The following is a 26,459-nucleotide window of genomic DNA, read 5'->3' on the forward strand; positions in this document are numbered from 1 at the left end:
TATTATAAAAAAAGCCCGCACCCCATACCGGGAGTGCAGGCTTTTGGCTATTTCATCCCCTAAGCTAAAGCCTACGCGGCCTGCTTAGACGGCAATGCGCGGCGGACAAGCTTCGCCAGCTCCATCACGATGACCGAGCCTAGGGCAAGGCCAGTGGCTGTGAGCCAGTGGTCCATCCCGAAGGAAGCGGGGATGGAGAAGATGTCTCTGACGCCGGGCAGGACAGCAATGCCGTAGAAGGCAAAGCAGACCATCACTGCGCCGATCACATATTTGTTGCTGAAGAAGCCGGCTTCCACAGAGGTCTGGCTGTTGGAGCGGGCCGCGAAGGTCTGGAGCGTACGCGCCAGAATCAGCGTGGTGAAGGCCATCGCGATGCCCATTTCATCGGAATGTTGCAGCCCGATGTACTGGGAGACAATGACGGCAATCCCGATCAGCAGCCCGCGGGTAATGACAGCCTGCATCATGCCTCCGGCGAAGATGCCTTCGCCAATGTCCCGTGGCTTGCGGCTCATTACATCCGGCTCAGCCTTCTCCATGCCCAGGGCAATGGCCGGCAGGGAATCGTTCGCTAGGTTAATGAACAGCAGCTGGATGGCGGTGAACGGGTTGATCCAGTCGAAGATCAGCGCGAACAGGATGGCGATGATCGCCCCCAGATTGCCGGCGAACAGATAGGCAATGGCCTTCTTGATGTTGTCGAATACCGTCCGGCCGACAGCGACCGCATTGACGATCGATACGAAGTTATCATCGGTCAGGATCATGGCCGCAGAATCCTTGGCCACATCGGTTCCGCTGCCCATGGCTACACCGATATCGGCCTGCTTCAGGGCCGGGGCATCATTGACGCCGTCACCGGTCATGGCAGTGATTTTGCCTTTACGCTGCCAGGCACGGACTATTCTGATCTTATTCTCCGGAGAGACACGGGCGTAGACGCCAATCTGCTCCAGTCTGCTGTCCAGCTCCTCCTCGGACATGGCGTCCAGCTCCTGGCCGGTGACCGCGATCTCGTGCTCAGCCATCAGTCCGATATCGCGACCAATCGCCTGAGCCGTGGTCTTATGGTCCCCGGTAATCATGATCGTGCGGATACCCGCCTTGTTGGATTCAGCAATGGAGCCATATACCGCCTCGCGCGGCGGATCAATCATCGCTGAGAGGCCAACCAGCACCAGGTTCTGCTCATCTTCAAGGCCTACTTCGGTGACGGTATTTGGCACGGTCTTATAGGCATAAGCAAGCACCCGCAAGGCTCTGCTGGAGAACTTCTCGTTAGCTTCGGTGAAGCGTTCCAGAACCTCCGGTGTCAGCGGAACCTCCTGGCCGCTCAGCAGCACGTGGGTACATCTGCTGAACAGGACGTCCGGGCCGCCTTTGGTAAGCAGGGCCTTCTGCCCGTCAAAGGTATGCAGCGTCGTCATCAGCTTGCGTTCCGAGTCAAACGGCAGCTCGGCTTCGCGCGGGAAGTTATCGCGGATTTCGCGGTAATCCCTGTTCTTGCTGTTACTGAAGGCAATCAGCGCAACCTCTGTAGGGTCACCCAGCTCCTTGCCTTCCTCGTTAATGTTGGAATCGTTGCAGAGTACGGCGATATGCAGCAGTCTGCGGGCTTCTTCCGACCATTCATCGGCCTGCAGGCTGAACTGCTCCTGCGATCCTTCCGGCAGGAAGTAATCGACAACTGTCATTTTATTCTGTGTCAGCGTACCGGTCTTATCTGTACAAATTACACTGGTTGATCCCAGGGCTTCAACAGCGGGCAGCTTGCGGATAATGGCGTTCTGCCGGGCCATCTTGTTGGTGCCTACGGAGAGCACAATGGTTACAATCGAGGACAATGCCTCGGGAATCGCGGCGACGGCTACAGCGACGGCGAACATCAGGGCATTCAGAATCGCTTCGGTCGTGTCGACCGTATCGTTCGAGAGCCAGACGCGTGCAGCCTGAATGGAGAAGATAAGGATGGACAAGCCGAGAACGGCCAGGCCCAGCTTCTTGCCGAAGCTCTCCAGCTTGCGCTGAAGCGGGGTCTGCTTCGCTTCAGCACTCTCGATCAGACCGGCAATCTTCCCAAGCTCGGTGCCGAGTGCAGTTCCTGTAATGACCAGCGTTCCCCGGCCATAGACAACGAGCGAGCCGCTGAAGGCCATATTGCGCCGGTCTCCAAGCGGAGCGTCATGATCAATAGGCTGAATATGCTTCTCTACGGCTTCAGATTCTCCGGTCAGCATTCCTTCGTCAATCCTCAGACTCCCGGATTCAATAATCCGCCCGTCCGCAGGCACGTAATCGCCAGCCTCCAGGAAGACGATATCGCCGCGGACCAGTTCCCTCGCGGGAATGGACAGCAAGGCTCCGTCCCGGATGACCTTGGCTTCAGGCGCAGACATTTTGCGCAGTGCGTCAAGCGAGCTCTCAGCCTTACGGGTCTGAACAACGCTGATCACAGCATTCAGAATCAGCACTACAAAGATAATGACGGATTCCATGACATGCCCCATCACAATCTGAACTGTTGCTGCTATGAGCAGCACAATAACCATCGGATCTTTGAAATTCTCCAGAAACAGCTTCCAGAGCGGGTCTTTCTGTTTACCCTTTAACTCATTGTAGCCGTCCTTGGTGAGCCGGTTGTCTACTTCAGCAGACGTAAGCCCTTTGGCCTGGCTCTGCACTTCTTCCAGGGTGTCTGTTACACTGCGGCGGTAATACTCCATCAGGTACAAGCTCCTCTCCAGTTTTTCATTCTCTGTATGGTCCAAATCTACGTTAGAAAATATGACAAGTTTCAACATTTCTCGTTCAGACAGTTAAATACTTATACCCAGATGGATGATGTTCGTATAGAATAGAATGAAATTATCTTCTGAAAGTGAGCTGAGAACTAATGCTGTGGTCACCACTATTCGAGAATGATGTACCTGTAGTTCTGCTTCCTTAACGGCAGAAAACTACAACTCCGTTAAGGACAAGGAATGTCTAGAGCAACGGAGGGTACAAAACATGAAAAACACTTTATTAGGTTCTTTGTATTTATCGCTCGCTGCCAGCATCTGGGGCGGGATGTATGTGGTTGTCAAATACGTGGTGGACGTTGTACCGCCGCTTGAATTAGTATGGATCCGCTATGTAATTGCGGTTATTGCATTGCTGCTTATTGGTATTATTACCAGACAATCGTGGCGTATCGAGAAACGGGATATCCTGTTAATTGTCATGATCGGCGTGATTGGAAATACCATTTCAATCGTAACCCAAGAGATAGGCACGATGCTCTCTACCGCACAAATGGGTGCGATCATTACTGGGGCGACACCTGCATTTATGGTTCTGTTTGCGCGGATTATTTTGAAAGAGAAGATCACCTTCCAAAAGGCCTTTTCCGTTATTTTAGCAACGCTCGGTGTCGGTATTATTGTCGGAAATGCGGGCATTGATCCATCGCTTCAGCTCGGCGGGATATCCCTGCTCGTTGCGGCGCTTACCTGGGCGCTTATGTCAGTGCTTATTAAACGGGTGCCGGGGCACTATTCGCAGATTGTGGTAACGTTCTATGCTGCCCTGGTAGCCGTTGTTTTACTTACTCCTGTTACGATTAGCCGGTTGCCTGATCTGGATGTTAGCGCGTTGATGCATCCGTCAATTTGGGGCGGCCTTGTATACCTGGGGGTAATCTCTACAGCCTGTGGTTTTCTGCTGTGGAACCGTGGATTGCAAATGCTGAATGCTTCAAGCGGGGGATTATTTTTCTTCTTCCAGCCGGTAGTCGGCACTTTCCTGGGGTGGTTATTACTCGGGGAGCAGATAGGCTTGTCCTTTTGGGCAGGGACCGCTCTGATTTGTATGGGAGTTCTGCTGGTCATTAAGGAAAAATGATTGTGAAAACATCCGGTCGTCCTCAGTTGAGGGCGGCCTGATTTCCGTTCTGCAGAGAGGATAGTGCGGGGGTACTCCCGAATACTGATGAATGGGAAGCATGTAAGCGTTAAGAAAGGAAGTGCAAAATGGTTGTATTAAGATTCACGCAGGCTTTATTGAAGGAAATGAAAGCTGCACCGATAGAGAATGAGCTAACCGCTCCGTTATTCAGTTGGCACGCGAATATGGTATGGGTAAATAGACGGAAGCATATCCTCCTCATCAATGATCTAAGCCGGTTGAGTGTGATTTTTAACGGGGTAAGATCGGCTCAGTTAAATAGTTTAACCGATAAGTTCCGCACAGAATTGAGGGATTATCTGGTAAGTGAAGGAATTGAACCGAAGTTAATTGAATCGTATATGAAAGACAGCCAGCAGATCAATATAGCAAGGACCAACAATAGAAGTGTCTTAGGAACAATGAAAGAAGTAACCTTCTTTAATGATCATGCACAAGGAGAACATGCAAGTAAGGAACAGCATATGAAATGGCTGAACAGAATAATTCACAAACCTATAGATTATGAAAAACCCATAGACGTATTCAAAAAAGCAATTGAAAAGCATTATTTGTAAGGACCGGAGGATCTGACAATGATCACAGAGCTTAATAAAGAGGACTTTTATAAGATACGGCATCTCATAGACCCATGTAAAAATATTGAGGCCAAGGCTATAGTTGATGGGATGAACCCGGGTAGGGTCTACGCAGATCATCCGACAGAACCAACAGCAGCGTTAATCTGGATTCAGGGACAGCAGGGGTTTCAAATCGTTGGTGATGCGCGGAGTTCAGTGTTTGCAGAGAAGCTGGGCGAATACATGCGAACCGTTATAGAACCTGAGCTACAGAAGCAGGGCATAACTTGGGTCGAGATTGGCGCGGAGATGGATACCTGGGATGATACGCTTAGTGCCATCTTCGGGGACCGTAATATTTCGGCGGAAAATCAGCATGTGTTCTGTGCAGGAGAGCAAGCGGGAGCTGTGGAATTTCAAGCTAATGAAATAACGATCCGGTCAATCGACAGGGAGCTGCTTACATCAAGGCGATTAGAGAACCATTCATTTGTATAAGAGAAAATACTGCATTACTGGGAGTCGGCAGATGTTTTCCTTCAGCAGGGACTGGGGTGTTATGCCGAGTATAATAACCAGGTCATGAGTTTGTGTTTCTCGGCTTTTATTGCAAAAGAGACGCATGCGATTGATATCGAGACCCTGGAAGGATACAGAGGAAGAAATTATGGTACGGCAGTGGCTACTGCACTGTTACAAGAATTCAGACGAAAAGGAATCCGGCCTTACTGGGACTGTACTCCGGAGAACACCGGCTCTATCCGCATAGCCCAAGCAATCGGGATGAAGCCGGATTTTGATTATCGGATATTCTGGTATAAGTTCTCGTGAGGGAGTCATGACTGATTCTAGTTAAAGCTATAGGGTTTGAAATTGCAGGGTGTATGCTAGGAGACTCGCGCTCGCTTAATAATGTTGTACGTTTTGCAACTTTGAGACCTCAATACCTGTGTGTGCGGAAGAATTGTTGTATGAAATACAGGAATTTCCCGTTAGGATGCTTGGAGAAGGTGGGAATGTTGCCTTTTGTACAACAATTTTGGATTTGAATCGATATATTGAGGCGAATGTTGTATTTTGGGCAGGATTTCTTTAGAAGTTACCGGATCTCGGGCGCGAATAGCGGAGGATTCGAGAAATTCCTACGTCAAAGCAGCCACCCGGAGTTACGTGAGGAGAGGACCCTAACATGGCTATCTGCATTGATTTTGAGCTGATTGAGATTGAGAATACGATTGCCAGATACCGGTACGGGGATTGCTTGAGAGAGCTTGATGGTATGTTTGAAACGGATTTATACAGATTTACAAGTGGAGAATTACCTGGTGATACCTCGATGGCAGAGGTAGTGGTGTTACTAAATAATAATCAGAGTCAATGGAGCGCCATCAAGGCATTCACTAAAATATACCGGCACTTTCAGGAGCATGGAGAATATCCGGTCAAAGGCGGATACTATGCATAACATCTCTTCAAAAATTATTGAAAAGAAATTTGAGAGATCATAGAGACGCTAGGGCAAAATGCCTTGGCGTCTTTTTTATACCTCCTTTGGAACAGGAACCAAAAATAGTGGTATTTTTCCCAATGAGGGGTTCCTTATGTCTGAGAGAGTCTGGCACTATAATATGAATGCGGTTACATAAAACCGAGGATTGAATATAAAAGGGGAGGCAAAGTATGAAAAGTATGAAGCGTGTTCTAGCTGGGATCTCTACATTGGTCTTGATGTCATCTGCTCTGGCAGCGTGTGGAGGAAATAATAATTCAAGCTCATCCGGCGCAAACGCCACAACAGCTCCGGCAGCCACAACGGCCGCAGCAGCTACAACTGCTCCAGCAGCAGGATCCGGTGAGAAAGTTACCATCAATCTCTGGAGCTTCACCGATGAGATTCCGAACATGACTACAAAGTATATGGAAACTCATCCCGATGCAAATGTGGAGTTTAAAACTACGGTTATTGCAACTACCGATGGCGCTTATCAGCCTGCTCTTGACCAGGCGCTGGCCGCTGGCGGTAAGGATGCCCCTGATATTTTTGCAGCGGAGTCGGCGTTCGTACTCAAATATACCCAAGGTGATGCATCCACTTATGCCGCCAACTATGCTGACCTGGGTCTTGACGACCAGCTGGTAAAAGACGCAGGCATTGCTCAATACTCGGTTGATATCGGCAGCAAAGACGGCCAGCTGAAAGGTCTCGGCTACCAGGCGACAGGCGGAGCCTTTATCTACCGCCGCTCAATCGCCAAGGATGTATTTGGAACAGATGACCCGGCTGCGATCAAGACTGAAATTGGTCCAGGCTGGGATAAATTCTTCGATGCAGCTGCGAAGCTGAAGGCTAAAGGCTATGGCGCGATTTCTGGTGACGGCGACATGTGGCATGCGATCGAGAACAGTTCTGAGAAAGGCTGGATTGTGGATGGCAAGCTGCATATTGATCCGAAGCGTGAAGAGTTCCTTGATCTCTCCAAGAAGCTGAAAGACAATGGCTACCACAACGATACAACAGACTGGACAGAAGCCTGGTATGCTGATATGTCCGGCTCCGGCGCTCAACCGGTCTTCGGATTCTTCGGTCCAGCTTGGTTGATCAACTACGTAATGAACGGACAGGTAAAAGATACAAATGGTGACTGGGCAGTTACCGAGCCGCCGACTGGCTTCTTCTGGGGAGGCACCTGGTTGCTTGCTAACCAAGACGTAACCAAGGACGATGCCAAGAAACAGGCTGTTGCGGACTTTATCAAGTGGGTAACACTCGATACCTCCGAAACCGGACTCCAGTATTACTGGGCTAACGGAACGATGAAAGAGGGCGAGCAAGGTACGAAGGATAGCGTTGCTTCTGCTGTTGTCATGGATAAGTCTAACGGCGAAGTTCCATTGCTTGGCGGACAGAATATGTTTGATGTGTTCGTTCCGGCTAATGCCAACGCTTCCGGTAAGAACTTGACCCAGTTCGACGAAACGATCAACAAGCTCTGGCGTGATCAAGTACGCGAATATACTGCAGGCAACAAGGATCGTGCGAAAGCAATCGAAACCTTCAAGCAGCAGGTTAAAGATCAGCTGGGTATCGAAAGCGAATAACAAGCGCTGGGTATCGAGCGAGAATAACAAGCATTCGGAGGGGCGGGGAGTCATCCCGCCCCTTCATATCAACTAAAGGGGTGAGAGCATGCGCCGCAAAGGTGTGAACTACTCTAAATTCGGCTATATCTTCACATTTCCGTTTGTTTTGGCATTTCTGATTTTCTCGTTATATCCCATTTTATACACCGCATTCATCGGGTTCACCAATTTGCAGGGATTAATCCCAAAACCGATACATATTTTGGATAATCCTTTTCAGAACTTCAAAGATCTCCTCTTTGATAATGTCTCCTTCAGAAAGTCTCTGATTAACACCGGGATACTCTGGATTGTCAACTTCGTTCCCCAGATCGCTCTTGCGCTCCTACTCACTGCATGGTTCACGAACCAGCGTCTGAAAATAAAGGGGCAAGGTGTTTTCAAGGTTCTGCTCTATATGCCTAATATTATTACAGCAGGTACAATCGCTGTGCTTTTCAGCACTCTGTTCGCCTACCCAATGGGTCCGGTAAACAGCTTTGTTGAATTAATGGGCTGGTCCGACACTCCGATTTTCTTCCTTCAGGATAAGACGACAGCACGTGGCATTGTGGCGTTCATCCAGTTCTGGATGTGGTACGGCAACACGATGATCATTCTGATCGCTGGCGTTATGGGGATCAATCCTGCGCTCTTCGAGTCTGCATCGATTGACGGTGCGAACGGAATTCAAACCTTCTTCCGGATCACGCTGCCGAGCTTACGTACGATTCTGCTCTTCACACTGATTACATCGATGGTCGGTGGTTTGACCATGTTTGATATTCCGCAGCTTTTCCTTGCAGGCGGACCGGATGACTCTACCCTTACCACGTCCATGTTCATCTACGGGCAAGCATTTAAGGGAAGCTATATGTACAATCGCGCTGCCGCGGCGAGCATGATCATGTTCGTGATTTCAGCGATATTGTCCGGATTTGTGTTCTATTTAATGCGTGACCGCGATGCGGCAAAAATGAAAAAAATCGAAAAAATGCATCGTAAATCCGTCAAGAGCAGCCGTGAGGGGGGCGTAGCACATGAACAATAATAATAGCGGAGGCGTCACCCGGAGAATTAACAAGACGATTATTTATATCGTCTGCATCTTTTTGGCGGTGCTCAGCATCCTCCCGTTTTGGATCATGTTTGTGAATGCCACCCGCTCTACAGCGGAAATTCAAAGCGGCCTGTCACTGCTGCCTTCGTCGCATCTGATGAGCAACCTGCGGGTGCTGCTGGACAAGAGTTTTGACCCCATTCAAGGGTTTATGAATTCATTTATTATCTCTTCCTCAGCTACCCTATTAACGGTCTATTTCTCGTCCCTGGCGGCTTATGGGCTTGTGACCTACAGCTGGAAGCTGCGCGGTCCATTCTTTACCTTTATCCTGTGCGTGATGATGATTCCTTCCCAGGCCAGTGCCATCGGATTCTATCAGTTCATGTATAAAATACATTGGACCAACAGCTTCCTGCCGCTGATTCTGCCTGCAATTGCTGCGCCGGCCGTGGTGTTCTTTATGCGCCAATACCTGCTGGCAACGCTGTCGATTGAGATCGTGGAAGCAGCACGCGTAGACGGGTCAGGTGAATTCAAAACCTTTAACCGGATCATCCTGCCGCTGATGGTTCCGGCAGTGGCGACGCAGGCCATCTTCGCCTTCGTAGGCAACTGGAACAACCTGTTCATGCCGCTGATTCTGCTTACACAGAAAGAGAAATACACAATGCCGATTATGGTCAGCTTACTGCGCGGGGATATCTACAAGACGGAGTTCGGCTCGATCTATATGGGGCTGGCGCTGACAGCCTTACCGCTGTTCGTAGTGTACTTCCTGTTATCCCGTTATATTATCGCGGGTGTAGCGCTTGGCGGCGTCAAGGAGTAGTTCCCTATAATTTCATTCCAAGGCCAGGTCTGTTGATTAGCTAAATTGTAGTTATGGTAACGTAGCAGACTTTGGCTAATCAACAGGCGTACTCCTGATAATGGACAACATTATCGGGAGTTTTTTATTATTAGTGTGTATAATAAACGTTACTTGTTCATAAGGATGGAGTTTCATAGATGTCTGAATACCAGGGAGCGGTGGCTATATGATGAGGCTGCAAGATGAATACGCGGTGACAACGGAGCCTGGGAATGCAGAGAGGCTGCTTGAGGCAGAAACAGCCAGACTGGTCCAGCTGATCTCTGCTCTTGTTCCTCATGACGGTACCTTTAGCCAGCGCATACCCGGGCTCTATGTCAGCCGGTATTCACGTACCGATAGGGATACCATCAAAACCTTCTATTCCACCTCGTTTATAATCGTGGCCCAAGGGTCAAAGGATGTCATGATCGGGCAGGAGGTTTATCATTTTGACAAATCGCAGATGATTCTGTTGCCTGTCGCCCTGCCGTTAGCCATGCAGCTCATGGAGGCCAGTTCATCTGAGCCTTATCTTGCCGTGAGGCTGGAGCTTGATCCGCAGCGGATTAGCGAATGGGTCCTGAAGCTGTACCCCCAGGGTTTGCCCCCGGTACGTCAGATGAGTAAAGGTTACATTGCTGATGTCAATCTGAGTATCATTAACGCAGTGGCGAGACTGGTGGAATGCCTCCACAATGACGGTGATGCTGAATTGCTTGCCCCGCTGGTTCTGGATGAAATTCTGATCCGGATTCTGCGCAGTCCGATTGGCGCCCAGGTTGTGGAGATGGGGTTCGCGGAGTCGGATATGCAGCGGGTGTCGAAGGTCATAACCTGGCTGCAGGGCAACTTCTCCCGGCAGATGAAGGTTGCTGAGCTGGCGGAGCTGGTACATATGAGTCCATCTTCTTTTCATGTGCATTTCAAGTCCGTCACCTCCATGAGCCCGCTGCAATATCAAAAAGCGCTGCGCCTTCACGAAGCCAGACGTCTAATGTTAGCCAGTGCCATGGACGCGACCACTGCCTGCCGGCTTGTCGGTTATGTAAGTGATTCCCAATTCAGCCGGGATTACAGCCGGTTCTTCGGAAATCCGCCAAGCAGAGATATCGCCAGATTACGTCAGCAAACCCACAGAACCGACTGAACCATTCCTTCGGGAAGCCCGCAGCCGCTTGGTCTGCGGGTTTTTGTGTGCGGTCATAAGACCAGTTCGCCCTTCTTGTAGGATCGGGCAAAAAGCGAAAGGGAACAGGCAAAGGTTCCGGTAATGCGCAGACTATAATGAGTGTAGCCTTGTACGAGCGGCGGCAACCGGTTATGCCGCCAGGGTGCACCGGGCAGTTCTACCACATAATAGTTATTGGAGGAATTTAATATGCGTGTTTTTGTCACAGGTGCTACTGGTTTTGTCGGCTCTGCCATTGTACGTGAATTGATAGATGCGGGGCATGATGTACTGGGCCTCGCCCGTTCGGATGAGGCGGCAGCAGCGCTTGCTGCTGCCGGGGCCGCCATACACCGCGGTTCTTTGGATGATCTGGACAGCCTGCGGCGGGGAGCGGCTGGAGCGGATGGTGTTATCCATGCCGCGTTCATTCACGACTTCTCGGATCTTACGGCTGCAGGCGAGTCAGACCGGCTTGCGGTCGAAGCAATAGGGGCCGAGCTTGCGCAGTCCGGCCGGCCGTTAGTCGTAACCTCTGTGATCGGGCATCTAACGCCGGGTCAGCTGGGAACAGAAGAGAATGCACCCTATCCTGGCTCTGTGAAGCATCGCTCGGCCTCGGAGGAAGCGGCCCTTGCATTGGCAGCGCAGGGCGTACGCGTATCGGTGCTGCGGCTCCCGCTATCCGTGCATGGTGATGGCGATATCGGCTTTGTTCCGGGCCTAATCAATATGGCCCGTACTACAGGAATCTCGGGATATGTGGGCGATGGCGCAAACCGCTGGCCAGCTGTGCACCGGCTGGATGCCGCACATCTCTACCGGCTGGCGCTGGAATCAGCTCCTGCCGGAGTTCGGCTGCATGCAATCGGCGATGAAGGTGTGCCGGTCCGTGATATTGCCGGCGTAATCAGCCGCCGGCTCGGGATACCTGTAGTCAGCATTCCCCCTGAAGAGGCAGGAGGGCATTTCGGCTGGCTGGCTCACTTTGTGGCGCTGGATATCCCAGCTTCGAGCATCTGGACCCAAGAGCAGCTTGGATGGAAGCCTGTGCATCCGGCACTCCTTCCAGATTTGGACCGGGAGCAGTATTTCATACTGAGGTAGAGATGGATTACAAGATAAGACCTGTGAACGAAAGTGATAGAGGCTGCCGCGGGCAGTCTCTTTGTCTTGAAAGCTGCATTCATAGAAGGGCAACTGGAGCTGTCAAAAAAATGAATATCGGATGAGTCAGGGCTTATTGTACAATTGGAGGGATGATGTGAAGTTCCTTTTATTTAGCTAATAAGGAGGAAGAATGGATGAAGATCGGTTTGTTAATTATTGACGTGCAAGAGGTGCATTTGAGAAAGGTGGAACAGAAAGTAATAGATCAGGCCTGCGAGTTCATTAACTATGTCTCGGAGCTGCTGCGCTCCAAAGATCATACTGTGATTCATATCCAGGACATTGAGGGGATGCAGCCTTCCGATGAGGAGAAATTCAAGATTATTCCGGGCATTGAGATTAAGGAGACAGATCTTAGAGTGACGAAGGAATATTCGAATGCTTTTTGGAAGACGGATCTGGAAAAGATTGTGCTGGAGCAGGGCGTCGATCTGCTGATTCTCTCGGGATATGCCGCTGAGCACTGCGTACTGTTCACCTATAACGGGGCTATGGAAAGAGGGTTCAAGGCTGTACTTCTGCAGGATGGGATTCTAAGCTCGAAGAGTGACGTGATTCCTGCAACCTACAGGGACCGCAAACTGATCTCGTATCCTGTGATTGAGGCGTTAGTGCAGTAAGGGAGAATCGCAGGGCTGGAGGAAGAACAATGGAACGGTATATTGTCTACAATGCGGAGAACAACGATAGAACGGTTGTGGTGCTTCCGGCGCTTGGTGAACGAAAGGAAATATACGCTCATTTAGCTGAGCAATTGCCAGATTTCAGGTTCATAGCAATCTACCTGCCAGGACATAACCAGGACGATCAGCCAGATGTGTCGATTGGAGCTTTTGTACGGGAGATTAAAAGGATTCTGAATGATCTGCAGATTCCGGCAGCACATTTCGCAGGGAATTCCATTGGCGCATGGATATGTGAGGCCTTTTATGCGGAGTATCCTGCTGATGTGAAATCACTTACTTTGCTCGATGGCGGATATTATTTCCTTGCGGACAGGGGAGAGGATGAGGGGGAGATTACGTTACCCGTCATTGATAGTCTGGAGGAGCTTGAACAGGCAGTGGATGAAACCGTCCTGGCGATGGATAAGCTTGCTGAATCTGAACGACAATTATTCAAGGACTATTTAATGAATAACTTCTACCTGTTGGATGACTCTTACATACATCATAGCCGTAAACAAGCCCTAGATCATCTGAGCAAGGAAGTAACTGCCACCGATTATTGCCTGAAGCAAGCGGCTGATATTCCTTTGATATTGCTGTTGGCAGAAGAGAGTATGGATGAGTTCAGTCTGGAGAAAATGCAGCCTTTCAAGGTTGCCCACCCTGATGCGGATGTGAAAATAATCGGTAGCGGTTATCACTTCCTCCCGATTACGAATGCGGCAGATGTGGCAGCGGCGATGCGTGAATTGCTAAGTCCGCTGTAACGCCGCTTCTTTAATTCAGCAGAGCATAAGAATACACCAAAACACTTCAAGAGCTGTTAAGCGCCTGAAGTGTTTTTGGCGTATTAGGGTCACAATATCAGTTATTTAGCCTCAGTGCGTGCTAATTCCTTATGCACGATAGGGGCAACCTTGGTGCCCAATAGCTCAATGGCGCGCAGCACCTCGCGGTGCGGCATGGTGCCGACATTGACATGCAGGAAGAAGCGGGTCACGGCAAGATTCTTGCGCAGCAGGAGGATCTTCTCGGCTACATATTCAGCGTCGCCGACATAGAGTGCGCCGCGCAGGCTGCGGGCATCGTCAAAGGCCGCACGATTGTAGGTTCCGCCCCAGCCCCGTTCGCGTCCGATGACATTCATCTGGGCTGCGGTAGACGGGTAGAACAAGGCGGCTGCCTGTTCGTTAGTTTCACCTACGAAGCCGTGGGAGTGCGTGGCAATCTGCAGCTTGTCGGGATTATGTCCCGCGCGGACAGCGGCCTCCTTGTATAAGGCGACGAGCGGAGCGAAGCGTTCCGGCATACCGCCAATGATCGCGAAAGCGATCGGAAGGCCGAGCGTTCCGGCCCGCACGGCAGATTCAGGATTGCCGCCGCTGGCCACCCAGACGGGAAGCGGATCCTGGACGGCGCGGGGATAGACGGCAAGGTTATTAATCGCCGGGCGATGACCGCCGCGCCAGGTGACCTTCTCGGAAGCGCGGATCGCCAGCAGCAGCTCCAGGTTCTCCTCGAACAATTCATCATAATCATCCAGGCTGTAGCCAAACAGCGGGAAGGACTCAATGAATGAGCCGCGGCCTGCCATAATCTCTGCCCGGCCATTCGACAGTCCGTCCAGAGTGGCGAAATCCTGGTACACCCGGACCGGATCATCTGAAGACAAGACGCTGACCGCGCTGGTCAGTCTGATCCGCTTGGTCGTAGCTGCCGCTGCGGCAAGAACTACAGCCGGAGCGCTGCCTGCATAATCGGCCCGGTGATGTTCACCTATGCCATATACGTCCAGGCCCACCTGGTCAGCGAGCACAATTTCTTCTACGGCTTCGCGCAGTCTCTCCGCATGGCTAATGGCCTTGCCGGTTACCGGATCAGGCGTAGTCTCCAAAAACGTGCTTATTCCTATTTCCATCAATTGTTTCTCCTCGGCCATATCAATCCGCCCCCTTCTTCATGTACTCATTCTACTATACTTTATAATGTTTCTCAACTTTAGTAAGTGAAATTTATGATGGAAATTGATCTATAACTTGGCCACGTTCGCCGTTACCGCCGCTCGTCCGCAGACATAAATATATTGTAATACGAAGAAAGCGGTGATCAGGATGGGAAGCGGAGTAGGGAATACGGCGAGCGGCTTTGCTGCGCATGCCGAGGGTCTCAATACAACAGCAAGCGGTGCAGCCGCTCATTCTGAAGGGTTCTCTACACTTGCCAGCGGAGATACCTCGCATGCAGAAGGCAATACTACTATTGCCAGCGGAAGCGCATCACATGCGGAGGGCTATCTCTCCCAGGCAACGAATGATACAGCGCATGCAGAAGGATCTTCTACCATCGCCAGCGGAGTGGCGGCGCATGCAGAAGGTTATTTAACCAACGCGCTGGGCGAAAGCTCACATGCGGAAGGCTCGACGACGCTGGCTGCCGGCCTCGAAGCCCACTCCGAAGGATTCGGCACACAGGCCTGGGGCGCACGTTCTCATACAGAAGGCTTCAATACTTCGACGCAGACGACAGCCATCAACGCCCATGCGGAGGGAGAGGGCAACTCAGCCAGCGGCAGGGCATCCCACGTTGAAGGCGGCGGTGTGGATGCGCAGGGGAATCCGGCCCCCAACTTTGCCAGTGGTTCCGGTTCACATGCCGAAGGGGTGGGGACCACCTCCATGGGCTTCGCTTCCCATGCTGAAGGTGGCACAGCAGATATTACGTTAGGTGCAGGACCTTCTGCCCTTGGCGATTATTCACATGCTGAGGGGCAGAACACTGTAGCCAGCGGAACCTCATCGCATGCAGAAGGATTAGCAACAACAGCCAGCGGTAATGTGGGTGCGCACGCTGAAGGGCAGAATACAACGGCCAGCGGAACAGCCTCGCACGCCGAGGGCTTCCAGACTACAGCCAGCGGAGCTTCCGGCCATGCCGAAGGGGCCGACTCACAGGCCAGCGGCTCCTTTTCCCACGCCGAGGGAGTCGGTACACTGGCGAATGCGCCTTATGCGCATGCCGAAGGTGCGGATACTACTGCTTCCGGCCAGGCTTCCCATGCGGAAGGGTTCCAGACCCAGGCTTTTGCTCCGAACTCCCATGCCGAGGGGGAAGCGACGATTGTTCTCGCGGAGCATACAGGGGCCCATATCATGGGCCAGAACGGCTCAACGCGGTTTCCGTATTCGTGGCATTTGGCGAACGGGCTGGCGGTCGGCCCGACCTTTAACTCGGCAGTGATTGAAGGGCTTACGGGTAATATTTATCTGGATGGTACGCTGATGTCTCCAGGTGCCGCGGATTATGCAGAAATGTTCGAAACCTCGGACGGGCTCGCCATTGACGCAGGTTATTTCGTTACGTTTGATGGGGCCAGTGAAAGAATCCGTAAAGCCAAGGCAGGGGATGAATATATTCTTGGTGTCATCAGCGCCAGACCGGCTATCGTTGCAGATTCGAGTGACCTGCGCTGGAACGGCATGTTCGTAACCGATGAGTGGGACCGGATTTTGTATCATGAGGTAGAGGTAGCGGAGGTGAAGAATGAATACGGTCATATCGTCCGCGAAGCTGGAACCAAGACAGAACCGGTGCTTAATCCTGAATGGGATGGCTCCCTGGAATATGTTTCCCGCCAGGACAGGGAAGAATGGGTAGCTGTAGGGATCATCGGCAAGCTGCTTGTCCGTGATGACGGTACCTGTGTAGCCGGGGGCTACTGCCGCCCGGATGATAACGGAATGGCAACGGCAGCGGATACTGGTTACCGGGTAATGAAGCGTACGGGTGAACGTCAGATTCGCATTTTTGTGAAATAACCGGCCGGATCAGCGGCCCAGCCAAACAAAGCCAAGCGAACCGGGATGACCCCCGATCTGCTTGGCTGTTTGCTGTCCTTAGGATTTATCCTTTTTGACAGCAAGCTGTACGATCATAATGATGAGAACGAGCAATGCGATGAGCTGATCTGTACTCATGGTGGTCCGGCCTCCAATCCACTGGCAAGGATGGCTCTTCGGACCTGCATCTCCTCTCCAAGAAGCTGCTGCGTTCCCCATAATCTAGCCTATGAAGAGATAAATGCAGTTAGTACTTAAGGATATAAAATATTCAATAAAGCAAAGCAATGCAATTAATCATTGGACTTTTCTCTTGTCCTTTTGATAAGACTGTTTTAGTATATAAGCATTGGCTTATATACTAAGGAGGCTGAACCGCGATGGATAAGCTTAACGAGGTGGCTGATGACCTGAAGCTTCTGGGGGACAAGACCCGCCTGATGATGCTTGGACTGCTGCAGGAGCGGGAATGGTGTGTCTGTGAGTTCGTCGAACTCTTTGAGATCTCGCAGCCGGCGATCAGCCAGCATCTGCGTAAACTGAAGGATAAGGGGATGGTGAAGGAGAGTAAACGCGGGCAGTGGGTGCATTACTCCCTGAATGTGGAGGGCAAGCCGCATATCACGGCCGTCCTGCATGGATTGCCGGATTCACATACTCTGCTGTCGTCATTGAATAAGACAGGGGTTACTGCCTGCTGCGACTGATATAATACTAGATCGATGAGAACGTCTGGAGGACAGGCTGGCGTTACTCTTATATATAAATTTATCTATTGGGGAGTGCTGCGGGAAATGTTGCTGCGGGTCAGACGGAGGGCGGGATTATGGTTGTCCTAGCCAGCCTTATTTTTGTTATTACTTTAATCTTTGTGATCTGGCAGCCGCGTAAGTTATCCATTGGCTGGTCAGCCTGCGGCGGGGCGCTGCTGGCCCTGGCGGCAGGTGTGGTCAGCTTCGGAGATGTCCGCGATGTGACGATGATTGTGTGGAATGCCACGCTGGCTTTTGTAGCTATTATTCTGATTTCTTTGATCCTCGACCGTGTTGGATTCTTCGAATGGGCGGCACTGCATATGGCAGCGGCGGCACGCGGCAACGGTACGCTGATGTTCATCTATGTCATCCTGCTGGGCGCAGTGGTAGCGGCGTTGTTTGCCAATGACGGGGCGGCGCTGATCCTGACGCCGATTGTGCTGGCAATGGTCCGGGCGCTGAATTTTGATGAGAAAAAAGTGTTTCCCTTCATTATCGCCAGCGGCTTCATCGCCGACACGACTTCGCTGCCGCTGATCGTCAGCAATCTGGTCAATATTGTATCCGCCGATTTCTTCGGCATCAGCTTCACAGAATATGCAGGACGTATGCTGCTGCCTACGCTGTTCTCGCTCGCCGCCAGTATTCTGGTCTTATACCTGTTCTTCCGCAGAAGTATACCCAAAGTGTACGACACTGCCGGGATGAAGCTCCCGGAGGAGGCGATTAAGGACAAGCGGATGTTCCGGTTATCCTGGGGCGTGCTGGCGCTTCTGCTGGCCGGATATTTTGTCAGTGAATTTCTGAACATTCCGGTGTCTGTCGTGGCAGGTGTAATCGCGGTTTGCTTCCTGCTCATGGCCCGCCGGAGTCCCTACGTCAAGACGATGGAAGTGGTCAAGGGCGCGCCGTGGGCGATTGTCTTTTTCTCCATTGGCATGTATGTCGTAGTGTATGGCTTGCGCAATGCCGGACTGACCGATGTGCTAGCAGAGATGATCAGTGAGGTGGCGGAGCACGGTTTGTTCGCAGCAACGATGGGGATGGGCTTCCTCGCCGCGATCCTCTCCTCAGTGATGAATAATCTGCCGACAGTGCTGATTGGGGCGCTGGCCATTGATAACGCACAGGCGACAGGTCTCATTAAAGAGGCTCTGATCTACGCGAATGTCATCGGTTCAGACTTGGGTCCGAAGATTACGCCGATCGGCTCGCTCGCTACTCTGCTGTGGCTGCATGTGCTATCAGGCAAAGGTGTAAAGATCTCTTGGGGCACTTATTTCAAAACAGGAATTATCCTGACGATTCCGACGTTATTTATCACATTGTTAGGTTTGTATCTGCAACTGAAGCTGTTCTAATCTAATCCTGAAGGAGAAATCAGACATGGGCAAAAAGACGATCTATTTCCTGTGCACGGGGAATTCGTGCCGGAGCCAAATGGCGGAGGGCTGGGCGAAACAATTTCTCGGGGACGGCTGGAATGTGTACAGCGCGGGAATTGAAGCCCACGGCTTAAATCCCAAGGCGGTACAGGCAATGAACGAGGTGGGGATCGATATTTCGGCCCAGACCTCGGATATTATTGATCCTGCGCTGCTTAACAGTGCTGATCTCGTAGTAACATTATGCGGGGATGCCGCTGATAAATGTCCGGTGACGCCTCCGCAGGTGCGGCGGGAGCACTGGGGATTCGATGATCCGGCCAAAGCGCAGGGCAGTGAGGAAGAGAAGTGGGCGGTATTTCAGCGGGTCCGTGATGCAGTCGGCGAGCGGATCAAGCGGTTTGCTGAGACCGGTGAGTAGAGGTTTCCTATACGGGAACGAAACCCAAACTAATGATAAAGAACAAAAAGCGGTGCAGACGGGGTGTCTGACCGCTTTTTATGTTGTTCTGGAAAGAATACAGTTCGAACAATTGGAGTTACCCATTAATTATAGGACGATCATTAAAATCTTGCAGAAAATACAACAATTTTCTCCGGATATTGCTTCTAAAGCAAGATTGTAGTATGAATTACAACATTTTAACTGCTTTAGCTTCGTAATGGAGGATAATGTTGTATTTTGTGCAACAATTCTCCCAAACAGCCGGATATTCAGATGATCAAGTTGCAGAATGTACAACATTAAGGTAGGTCTATACAGCTGAGCTTAAGGATTTTCACTTCAGCCGCCTGGTTGGGGTAAAGATAAGGCCATAGGGCAGACTGACCTGCCCAATCCAGTCTTAAACTGGGCAAAACCACGCGCTACTCCTTCTGCTTCCCATGCCCATGCCCAAGCTCATGTCCGTGCTCGTGTCCCTGATCCGGGTATTTCACCACAGGCCATTTCACTTTGCGCAGGGCATCCATCAGCTCCGGCCCCACATTCAGATTGCTGCTGACCAGTTCATGGGGAGTAAGCGCCATCCACTGGTTCAGGGAGACATCGGCGAACCGGTCGCTCCGGAACATTTCCAGGAACCAGAGCGTGTCAGTCCCGGTATTCTGAATATAATGTCCCTGGGCAAAAGGCACATAGCCGACATCGCCGGCTCTGACGTTAAATGTACGCGCTGCGCCGTCCCCGCCGAAGACCGTCATCCGGCCTTGCCCGGTCAGATAATACTGCCACTCGTCATTATTCGGATGCCAGTGCAGCTCCCGCATGCCGCCGGGCTCAATCTCCACCAGCGCGGCGGCAATGTTCCGGGAGATGGGGAAATTGCCGGAGTCGACAATCCGCACACTGCCTCCGGGCGTCCGAAGCGGCGGCTGGGCCAGCAGCTGATGCTTGAAGCTCAGCGGAATCTCTCCATAAGGTGACTCCACCCTCTGACTCTCCAGGGGGCCAGGCACCTGATCCTGATATATATACACTTGTTCCTTCGGAATACATTCAAATGCAGATTCAGGTACGCCGAAGTTGGCGGACAGGACCTCGGGCGGCGTATGGGCGAACCAGTCGGAGATCGACAGGGTGTTCAGATCCGAGAAGCTTCCATCGTCAAAAACAAGCAGGAACTCGCATCCCTCGGCCAGCCCCTGGATTGAATGCGGGATGCCCGGAGGGAAATACCACAGATCGCCCGGGCCGACATCGGCAATGAAGTTCCGGCCATTCTGGTCCACGGCGGTAATCCGGGCGCTGCCGAGCAGCATATAGGACCATTCCGCCTGCTGGTGCCAGTGCAGCTCGCGTACTCCGCCCGGGGTCAGGCTCATGTTCACTCCTGCAAGTGTGGTGGCGATAGGCAGCTCTCTGACGGTAACCTCCCGGGACCAGCCGCCGAAGTTCAGCTGCATATGGGCGTCGGAGAAAGAGAATTTCAGATTGGGGATCAGCCCGTTATCTGTAGAGGGCGGGACGAACATATCGGGATTCTCCCGGTCGCGCAGAATATCGCGGGGGCCGAGGTCGACATTGCCTGCACCGTCGCTGCGTATAGGCTGGGGGACGCTTGGCTTGCTTGAAAAACCGGATTCGGCAGGGTTCATGGCAGAAGCTCCTTTCTGGATTGCACAGCACTCCAAGAAATATATGCGCCAGTATGCCACTTATGAGTTGTGAAGGGCTGAGCGAAATGTGATAATATTTGACTACCGGACAAATTTCCGTACGATAATCAGAGAGCAGGGTTTGAACTAATGACAATAGACGGACAAGAACGCTACCGCTTCAGTGAAGCGCCAATATGGGAACTGCAGCGCAGGTATTATGAGCAGCTGGGACTGCAGGCTTGGGCGAATGACCAGGTCCCGCAGTACATTACAAGCAATCCGATGATCGGAACAGCGTATGCGGAGATGATCTTCGGATTTCTGCAGGACCGTGCAGAGAAGGGGCATACTACAGAACCGGTTATTATTCTGGAGCTTGGCGCAGGTGTGGGACGCCTGGCATTCCATGTCCTACAGCAGCTGTGTGAGCTGATCCAGTATGCCGGAGTGCTGCTGCCTCCTTTCCGCTACGTAATGAGCGATCTGCCCTGGAAGAACATTGAGGGCTGGCAGAAGCATGAAGGGCTAAAGCCTTTTGTGGAGCGGGGTATTCTTGATTTCGCCCGCTTTGATGCGGTGCAGGATACAGAGCTGTCCCTGACGCAGAGCAGAATGGTGATTAAGCCCGGCGGACTGCAGCAGCCGCTGATGGTGATCGCCAACTACTTCTTCGATAGTATTCAGCAGGAGCTGCTCTATATTGATGAAGGCAAGATTTATGAATGTGAGGTTTCGTTAAAATATCCCGAGCAGTCCGGCTCGATGAGCACGTCCGAAGTCCTGCGGGATCTGGTGCCGGAATATCATTACAAGCGGGCCGAAGGCTATGAGGACCCTTCATACAAGTACCATGAAGTAATTTCATTCTATCTGGACAAGCTGGAGGATTCGCATATCCTGTTCCCGGCTGCTGCCATTTCCTGTATGGAGCGGCTCGGGTCACTCTCCCAGGGGAGCTTCCTGCTGCTTACCGCAGATAAGGGCGACCATCGGCTGGAGAACTGGGAATTCGCCGAGCCGCCGAAGCTGATTCATCACGGCAGCATTTCCCTCACGGCAAATTATCATGCGCTGGTGCATTATTTTGAACGGAAGGGCGCCAAGTCCCAGTTCACGCAGCATCATTATAAGAATCTGAATGTCGGCTGCATTCTGATGCTTGAAGAGCCGATGCTCCATCCCCATACCCGTCTGGCCTACCGGCGGTTTGTAGAGCGGTTCGGCCCGGATGATTTCTTCAGCCTGAAGGTGTGGATCGATAAGAATTACGATACGATCGGCATGCAGCAGATCCTGGCCTTCTGGCGTCTGGGCGGATATGATGCCGAGCTGTTCATCCAGAGTGCGGAGCGTATCTCCGCTCTGCTGCCGGATGCCAGTGATGATGAGCTGCTGGACCTGCAGCGCGGGATTGACCTGATGTGGAAAGGCTTCTATCCGATGCCGCAGAAATATGATCTGGCGCTTGACTGCGGTCTGCTGCTGTTCGAAATGGAGCAGTACGGGGAGTCCCGCCGTTTCCTGGAGCATTCGCTGGCGACCAGTGACGAGGAGCCGGTAATTACTGTGTTGTACTGCCTGGCTATTTGCAGCTACGAGCAGGAGGATGACGAAGCGGCGCTGGATTACACGCGCAGATCGCTTCTGATTGAGCCGGAGCATGAGGAAGCTTTGGAGCTTTTGGCGGCGCTGAGTCAGGGGTAAGGTTGTCCCGCAGGCTGCTGCCGCCTACGGACATTGCTACACTTTACACCCGGCCTGTGATTTGTTATTCTGGATCAAATGATCAAACGCGATGACGAGAAGAGTAGGTCCATTCATTCCCTTGCAGAGAGCTCCGGGTGGTGCGAAGGAGCAGGGAAGGGTGGATCGAAACAAGCCTCTGAGCGGTGTACCGGAACCGGCTATAAGGCGGGGATGGTACAACAGGAGCTCCTGTTACAGAGCTAGAGTATAAGCCCTGCCTTGCCGGCAGCGCCGTACTTGATGAGATTAATATGGCGACATATTAATAAACCTGGGGTGGTACCGCGAGAATCTCGTCCCCAAGACTACAGTCTTGGAGGTGAGGTTCTTTTTTGTTGTCCCGTAAGGGCAGGTATCACCAATATACAGGAGGAGATCAGAATGACTGACGTTAATGTGAATGAGAGTGAACCGGCCTTGCCGGAGAATTATATGGATAAGCTGATCAGAGAAGACGTGGAGGGCGGAGTCTACAGCAGGGAGATCTGCACAAGGTTTCCGCCGGAGCCCAATGGTTATCTGCATATCGGCAGTGCTTTTGCCATCCACACGAATGTTGAGATTGCCCGTAAGAATGGCGGCAGATTCCATTTGCGCTTCGATGATACCAACCCGCTGAAAGAGGATATGGAGTATGTAAAAGCTATTACCGAGGACTTGGAATGGCTGGGCTGCAGCCCGGGAGAGCATATCTATTATGGCTCCGATTATTCGGAGGAAATCTGCCGCAGCGCAGAGGAGCTGATTCTTAAGGGGAAAGCTTATGTCTGCGACCTGACTCCGGAGGAAGTGACGTCCTACAGGGGGACATTAACCGAACCGGGTAAGGACAGTCCGTACCGGGAACGCTCGCCGGAAGAAAATTTGCGGCTGTTCCGGGAGATGCGTAATGGAGAATATCCTAACGGTGCTAAGGCGCTGCGGGCCAGAATCGACATGTCATCGCCGAATATCAATCTGCGCGACCCGATACTCTACCGGATCATTCATGCGGAGCATTACCGCACGGGGGAGGCCTGGTGCATCTATCCGATGTATGATTTTGCCCATCCGATTCAGGATGCCATTGAAGGGGTGACGCATTCACTCTGCTCCATTGAGTTCAAGGATCACCGGCCGCTGTATGAGTGGGTGCTTACGGAGCTGAATATTCCTGAACCCCCCAAGCAAAGGGAATTCGGCCGGGTGAATCTGACGGGAGTGGTCACGAGCAAACGTTATCTCCGGGCGCTGGTTGCCGGGAAGTATGTGGACGGCTGGGATGACCCGCGTCTGCCTACGCTCCGTGGACTGCGCAGACGCGGATTCACGCCGGAGAGCATTAAGGCTTTTGTCCGGGAGATCGGGATGGTCCGCAATACGGCGATGGTGGATTTCTCACTGCTGGAACACTGTGTAAGACAGGATCTTAAGGCGAAGGTGCCGGCCATTATGGCCGTGCTGAATCCGCTGAAAGTCGTGCTTACCAACTATGAAGCCGGGGCTTCTGAATTTCTTAACATTGAGTACAACAGTGAGAATCCCGCGCTCGGCACAAGGGACGTTCCGTTCTCCGGCACACTCTATATTGAGCGGGAGGACTTCATGGAGGTACCCTCCAAGGGCTTCCGCAGACTGACGCTTGGCGGTGAAGTACGGCTGAAGGGCGGGTATTTCATCCGCTGCAACGAAGTGATTAAGAGTGCGGATACTGGTGAGATTGTCGAGCTGCGCTGTACTTATGATGCGGATACGAGAAGCGGCAGTGGTTTTGACGGGCGGAAGGTTAAAGGAACCATCCATTGGGTGTCCGCCGAGCATGCGGTCAAAAGTGATGTGTACCTGTATGAGAAGCTGCTTGTAGACAATGAAGGGCCGAAGGAGGAAGGGGAGACCTGGGAAGCGTACATCAACCCGGATTCTGCCACTTTGCTTAAGGATTGTCTGCTGGAGCCGCTTGCGGATAAACCACAGCCCGGGGATAAATTTCAATTCCTGCGCCACGGCTATTTCTGCGTCGACAGCAGGCACAGTTCTGACCATAGGCTGGTATTCAACAGAATCGTACCGCTGAAGGACACCTGGAAAGGGAAAGCAGAAAAATAAGCTTCAACACAGTTTCTCCACAAACGGCAGCTATACTAATGGCAGTACCTTGAATTCCGGAGGGAGGAAAAGCCTTGAACTGGTCCTGGTTAATCACACTGGTCTGTCCGCTGATGATGATCCTTATGATGTTCGGAATGCCCGGTATGCGCGGCAAACATGGACATGGAGGCCATTCGCGGAAGCAGGCGGATGTGGAGAAGCTGCAGCAGGAGCTGAATGAGCTGAAGCTACAGAATGAACAGATGCGCTCTGATATCCGCAGTATTACCTCTTAAGCAGTGGATCACACTGGAATGCCCGGCGGGCGAGAGTCAGGATGAATTTCCTGGGGCTCGCCTGTTTTTTTGTTTTGGGCTTCCGCAAAGTGCCTGAGTAATCGTCGAAGCTACGGCCCTACTTTGTGGGGTTATTTTATATTTTAACTGCTTAAATAACTCTGTGTTGTATTGGGTAATTACATAGGGATTGGAGCATCACTTTGCCGCAGGTTTGCACATAATATAATTTGGAGCAGCCGGGCGGATGCCGGAGTTCAGAATCAACCCATTGCTCGTATGAAAAATCCAATGAAAATACATTTACAATTCTCAATTAGCGGATTATAATGAAAACAAATCAAATGTTGCATCAGGGAAACTTTCGTGTATATAGACAACTTTTTCCGGGCAAGAGGAGGGATAGAAATGATGGAGCAAAACACAGCAGTAGAATCATCCCCTATACTAAAAGGACATACTAATAAACACTCGGCACAATCAGTGCTGAATGGAGATGTTAAAGGACTGAAGAGACTCCTTCCTTTTCTGGGTCCGGCTTTTATCGCTTCCGTAGCGTACCTGGACCCCGGCAATTTTGCCACTAATATTACAGCAGGCTCGAAATACGGATATTTGTTATTATGGGTTATTTTTGCCTCGAATCTGATGGCTGTCCTTATACAATCCTTATCCGCCAAGCTTGGCATTGCCACCGGCAAGAATCTGCCGGAGGTCGCACGGGAGAAATTCCCGAGAGGCGTGTCCATCTTCTTGTGGATACAGAGTGAACTGGTCATTATCGCTACCGATCTGGCGGAATTTATCGGGGCAGCCCTTGGACTATACTTGCTGTTCGGTATACCGATGCTGCCGGCTGCGCTGATTACCGCTGTTGGATCTTTCGCTATTCTGGAGCTCCAGCGGCGCGGCTACCGGACCCTGGAGGCCGGAATTGCCGGGATGGTGATGATTGTCGTTCTGGCTTTTGCATTCCAGGTCATTATGGCGAAGCCCGATGCGGGCAGTGTAGTTGCCGGAATGTTTACTCCAAAATTTGAAGGTGTGGACAGCATCCTGCTGGCTGCCGGGATTCTCGGCGCGACGGTTATGCCGCATGCGATTTATCTGCATTCCTCGCTGACCCAGAGCCGGGTCGTCGGGATCGATGAACGGGAGAAGAAACAGATTTTCCGGCTGGAATTCATCGATATTCTGATTGCGATGCTCATTGCCGGTGCCGTGAATATGGCCATGGTGGTTGTAGCTGCGGCGCTCTTTTTCAAGAATGGTCTGGTCGTTGAGGATTTGGATGTCGCCTTCGAGCAGTTTCGTAATCTGGCAGGACCGGTTACCGCCATCTCCTTCGGCCTCGGCCTCCTGATCGCAGGTCTGTCGAGCTCGTCGGTCGGTACAATGGCCGGTGATGTGGTCATGCAGGGCTTCATTAATAAAAAAATCAATCTCTACCTCCGGCGGGCGATTACAATTATCCCACCGCTGACCATCATCGCCTTCGGGATTAACGCGACAAGTGCACTGGTGATGAGCCAGGTCGTGCTCTCCTTCGGGATTGCCTTCGCCCTGATTCCGCTCGTGATCTTCACCAGCGACCGCTCGATCATGAAGGGGCTGGTGAACCACCGGATCACCACCATCCTCGGCTGGATTATCTCGGCTCTGGTAGTGTCGCTGAATTTGTTCCTGATTGTGGAGATGTTTGTGTAAGCTCTATAAGGAATTGA

Annotated in this window: 21 protein-coding genes, 1 pseudogene and 1 other annotated feature; of the genes and pseudogenes, 19 read left to right on the top strand and 3 right to left on the bottom strand. The window is 51.8% G+C overall.

The annotated features are described in order from the left end of the window. Window positions 1-71: 71 nt before the first annotated feature. Window positions 72-2,726, bottom strand: a complete 2,655-nt coding sequence (locus tag GC101_RS12485; protein ID WP_171717542.1) for a cation-translocating P-type ATPase — start codon at window positions 2,724-2,726, stop codon at window positions 72-74. Between the two features lie 286 nt (window positions 2,727-3,012). Here GC101_RS12485 and GC101_RS12490 point away from each other — a divergent pair, with 286 nt between their 5' ends. From GC101_RS12490 to GC101_RS12540, 11 genes and pseudogenes are all read left to right on the top strand, one after another. Beyond that, window positions 3,013-3,885: a DMT family transporter gene (locus GC101_RS12490; protein WP_171717543.1), complete on the top strand. Its 873-nt coding sequence runs from the start codon at window positions 3,013-3,015 to the stop codon at window positions 3,883-3,885. Between the two features lie 128 nt (window positions 3,886-4,013). After that, window positions 4,014-4,505 carry a DUF6933 domain-containing protein gene (locus tag GC101_RS12495; RefSeq protein ID WP_171717544.1) on the top strand — a complete coding sequence of 164 codons (492 nt, stop codon included), beginning with the start codon at window positions 4,014-4,016 and terminating at the stop codon, window positions 4,503-4,505. 18 nt (window positions 4,506-4,523) lie between these two features. Next, window positions 4,524-5,339 (top strand): annotated as a pseudogene (locus GC101_RS12500) (GNAT family N-acetyltransferase). A 358-nt stretch (window positions 5,340-5,697) separates the two neighbouring features. Beyond that, complete coding sequence (locus tag GC101_RS12505) at window positions 5,698-5,973, top strand: hypothetical protein (protein ID WP_171717545.1); 276 nt, start codon at window positions 5,698-5,700, stop codon at window positions 5,971-5,973. Between the two features lie 215 nt (window positions 5,974-6,188). Further along, window positions 6,189-7,607, top strand: coding sequence for an ABC transporter substrate-binding protein (locus GC101_RS12510; RefSeq protein WP_171717546.1), 1,419 nt, complete (start codon window positions 6,189-6,191; stop codon window positions 7,605-7,607). Window positions 7,608-7,695: 88 nt separating this feature from the next. Then, window positions 7,696-8,679 (top strand): carbohydrate ABC transporter permease, encoded by a 984-nt coding sequence (locus GC101_RS12515; protein WP_171717547.1) that lies wholly within the window; start codon window positions 7,696-7,698, stop codon window positions 8,677-8,679. Continuing rightward, the gene (locus GC101_RS12520) at window positions 8,669-9,520 is read left to right on the top strand and encodes a carbohydrate ABC transporter permease (protein ID WP_171717548.1); all 852 of its coding nucleotides are present in this window, start codon (window positions 8,669-8,671) and stop codon (window positions 9,518-9,520) included. The genes GC101_RS12515 and GC101_RS12520 overlap by 11 nt, the downstream gene beginning before the upstream one ends. A 208-nt stretch (window positions 9,521-9,728) precedes the next feature. After that, complete coding sequence (locus GC101_RS12525) at window positions 9,729-10,691, top strand: AraC family transcriptional regulator (RefSeq protein WP_231575232.1); 963 nt, start codon at window positions 9,729-9,731, stop codon at window positions 10,689-10,691. Between the two features lie 231 nt (window positions 10,692-10,922). Further along, window positions 10,923-11,819 carry an SDR family oxidoreductase gene (locus tag GC101_RS12530; RefSeq protein ID WP_171717549.1) on the top strand — a complete coding sequence of 299 codons (897 nt, stop codon included), beginning with the start codon at window positions 10,923-10,925 and terminating at the stop codon, window positions 11,817-11,819. Window positions 11,820-12,016: 197 nt separating this feature from the next. Next, window positions 12,017-12,502, top strand: coding sequence for a cysteine hydrolase family protein (locus GC101_RS12535; RefSeq protein WP_171717550.1), 486 nt, complete (start codon window positions 12,017-12,019; stop codon window positions 12,500-12,502). Window positions 12,503-12,531: 29 nt separating this feature from the next. Then, window positions 12,532-13,317: an alpha/beta fold hydrolase gene (locus GC101_RS12540; RefSeq protein WP_171717551.1), complete on the top strand. Its 786-nt coding sequence runs from the start codon at window positions 12,532-12,534 to the stop codon at window positions 13,315-13,317. A gap of 101 nt (window positions 13,318-13,418) precedes the next feature. Here GC101_RS12540 and GC101_RS12545 read toward each other — a convergent pair whose 3' ends face one another. Next, window positions 13,419-14,468 carry an LLM class flavin-dependent oxidoreductase gene (locus GC101_RS12545; protein ID WP_246354313.1) on the bottom strand — a complete coding sequence of 350 codons (1,050 nt, stop codon included), beginning with the start codon at window positions 14,466-14,468 and terminating at the stop codon, window positions 13,419-13,421. Between the two features lie 193 nt (window positions 14,469-14,661). On the opposite strand from GC101_RS12545, the gene GC101_RS12550 reads away from it, so the two are divergent. The 4 genes from GC101_RS12550 (at window position 14,662) to arsC (ending at window position 18,947) form a co-directional block, all read left to right on the top strand. Then, window positions 14,662-16,365, top strand: coding sequence for a peptidase G2 autoproteolytic cleavage domain-containing protein (locus tag GC101_RS12550; RefSeq protein ID WP_171717553.1), 1,704 nt, complete (start codon window positions 14,662-14,664; stop codon window positions 16,363-16,365). Window positions 16,366-16,766: 401 nt separating this feature from the next. Further along, entirely contained in the window at window positions 16,767-17,093 is a 327-nt protein-coding gene (locus GC101_RS12555) for an ArsR/SmtB family transcription factor (protein ID WP_042140085.1), read from the top strand. A gap of 119 nt (window positions 17,094-17,212) precedes the next feature. Next, a complete protein-coding gene (locus GC101_RS12560) occupies window positions 17,213-18,502 on the top strand; it encodes an arsenic transporter (protein ID WP_171717554.1) in 1,290 nt (429 codons plus the stop codon). A 25-nt stretch (window positions 18,503-18,527) separates the two neighbouring features. Further along, window positions 18,528-18,947 (top strand): arsenate reductase (thioredoxin), encoded by a 420-nt coding sequence (gene arsC / locus GC101_RS12565; RefSeq protein ID WP_171717555.1) that lies wholly within the window; start codon window positions 18,528-18,530, stop codon window positions 18,945-18,947. Between the two features lie 446 nt (window positions 18,948-19,393). Here arsC and GC101_RS12570 read toward each other — a convergent pair whose 3' ends face one another. After that, entirely contained in the window at window positions 19,394-20,623 is a 1,230-nt protein-coding gene (locus tag GC101_RS12570; protein ID WP_171717556.1) for an oxalate decarboxylase family bicupin, read from the bottom strand. Between the two features lie 150 nt (window positions 20,624-20,773). Between GC101_RS12570 and GC101_RS12575 the strand changes: the two genes are divergently transcribed. From GC101_RS12575 to GC101_RS12590, 4 genes are all read left to right on the top strand, one after another. Continuing rightward, the gene (locus GC101_RS12575) at window positions 20,774-22,330 is read left to right on the top strand and encodes a class I SAM-dependent methyltransferase (RefSeq protein ID WP_171717557.1); all 1,557 of its coding nucleotides are present in this window, start codon (window positions 20,774-20,776) and stop codon (window positions 22,328-22,330) included. Between the two features lie 82 nt (window positions 22,331-22,412). Further along, window positions 22,413-22,676 (top strand) — a binding site (T-box leader). Between the two features lie 77 nt (window positions 22,677-22,753). Then, window positions 22,754-24,457, top strand: coding sequence for a glutamine--tRNA ligase/YqeY domain fusion protein (locus GC101_RS12580; protein WP_171717558.1), 1,704 nt, complete (start codon window positions 22,754-22,756; stop codon window positions 24,455-24,457). 74 nt (window positions 24,458-24,531) lie between these two features. Continuing rightward, the gene (locus GC101_RS12585; protein WP_171717559.1) at window positions 24,532-24,735 is read left to right on the top strand and encodes an FtsB family cell division protein; all 204 of its coding nucleotides are present in this window, start codon (window positions 24,532-24,534) and stop codon (window positions 24,733-24,735) included. Between the two features lie 411 nt (window positions 24,736-25,146). After that, a complete protein-coding gene (locus GC101_RS12590; protein ID WP_171717572.1) occupies window positions 25,147-26,442 on the top strand; it encodes an Nramp family divalent metal transporter in 1,296 nt (431 codons plus the stop codon). Window positions 26,443-26,459: the final 17 nt, after the last annotated feature.

The sequence above is a fragment of the Paenibacillus phytohabitans genome, assembly GCF_013141775.1.
Lineage (GTDB): Bacteria > Bacillota > Bacilli > Paenibacillales > Paenibacillaceae > Paenibacillus_AQ > Paenibacillus_AQ phytohabitans.

Bases quoted from the DNA above. Each gene is read 5' to 3' on its own strand.
- GC101_RS12510 (WP_171717546.1), top strand. From the start codon at position 6,189: ATGAAAAGTATGAAGCGTGTTCTAGCTGGGATCTCTACATTGGTCTTG.
- GC101_RS12545 (WP_246354313.1), bottom strand. From the start codon at position 14,468: ATGGAAATAGGAATAAGCACGTTTTTGGAGACTACGCCTGATCCGGTA.
- GC101_RS12580 (WP_171717558.1), top strand. From the start codon at position 22,754: ATGACTGACGTTAATGTGAATGAGAGTGAACCGGCCTTGCCGGAGAAT.
- GC101_RS12535 (WP_171717550.1), top strand. From the start codon at position 12,017: ATGAAGATCGGTTTGTTAATTATTGACGTGCAAGAGGTGCATTTGAGA.
- GC101_RS12530 (WP_171717549.1), top strand. From the start codon at position 10,923: ATGCGTGTTTTTGTCACAGGTGCTACTGGTTTTGTCGGCTCTGCCATT.
- GC101_RS12505 (WP_171717545.1), top strand. From the start codon at position 5,698: ATGGCTATCTGCATTGATTTTGAGCTGATTGAGATTGAGAATACGATT.
- GC101_RS12540 (WP_171717551.1), top strand. From the start codon at position 12,532: ATGGAACGGTATATTGTCTACAATGCGGAGAACAACGATAGAACGGTT.
- GC101_RS12525 (WP_231575232.1), top strand. From the start codon at position 9,729: ATGATGAGGCTGCAAGATGAATACGCGGTGACAACGGAGCCTGGGAAT.
- GC101_RS12490 (WP_171717543.1), top strand. From the start codon at position 3,013: ATGAAAAACACTTTATTAGGTTCTTTGTATTTATCGCTCGCTGCCAGC.
- GC101_RS12560 (WP_171717554.1), top strand. From the start codon at position 17,213: ATGGTTGTCCTAGCCAGCCTTATTTTTGTTATTACTTTAATCTTTGTG.
- GC101_RS12495 (WP_171717544.1), top strand. From the start codon at position 4,014: ATGGTTGTATTAAGATTCACGCAGGCTTTATTGAAGGAAATGAAAGCT.
- GC101_RS12485 (WP_171717542.1), bottom strand. From the start codon at position 2,726: ATGGAGTATTACCGCCGCAGTGTAACAGACACCCTGGAAGAAGTGCAG.
- GC101_RS12515 (WP_171717547.1), top strand. From the start codon at position 7,696: ATGCGCCGCAAAGGTGTGAACTACTCTAAATTCGGCTATATCTTCACA.
- arsC (WP_171717555.1), top strand. From the start codon at position 18,528: ATGGGCAAAAAGACGATCTATTTCCTGTGCACGGGGAATTCGTGCCGG.
- GC101_RS12550 (WP_171717553.1), top strand. From the start codon at position 14,662: ATGGGAAGCGGAGTAGGGAATACGGCGAGCGGCTTTGCTGCGCATGCC.
- GC101_RS12575 (WP_171717557.1), top strand. From the start codon at position 20,774: ATGACAATAGACGGACAAGAACGCTACCGCTTCAGTGAAGCGCCAATA.
- GC101_RS12555 (WP_042140085.1), top strand. From the start codon at position 16,767: ATGGATAAGCTTAACGAGGTGGCTGATGACCTGAAGCTTCTGGGGGAC.
- GC101_RS12570 (WP_171717556.1), bottom strand. From the start codon at position 20,623: ATGAACCCTGCCGAATCCGGTTTTTCAAGCAAGCCAAGCGTCCCCCAG.
- GC101_RS12520 (WP_171717548.1), top strand. From the start codon at position 8,669: ATGAACAATAATAATAGCGGAGGCGTCACCCGGAGAATTAACAAGACG.
- GC101_RS12590 (WP_171717572.1), top strand. From the start codon at position 25,147: ATGGAGCAAAACACAGCAGTAGAATCATCCCCTATACTAAAAGGACAT.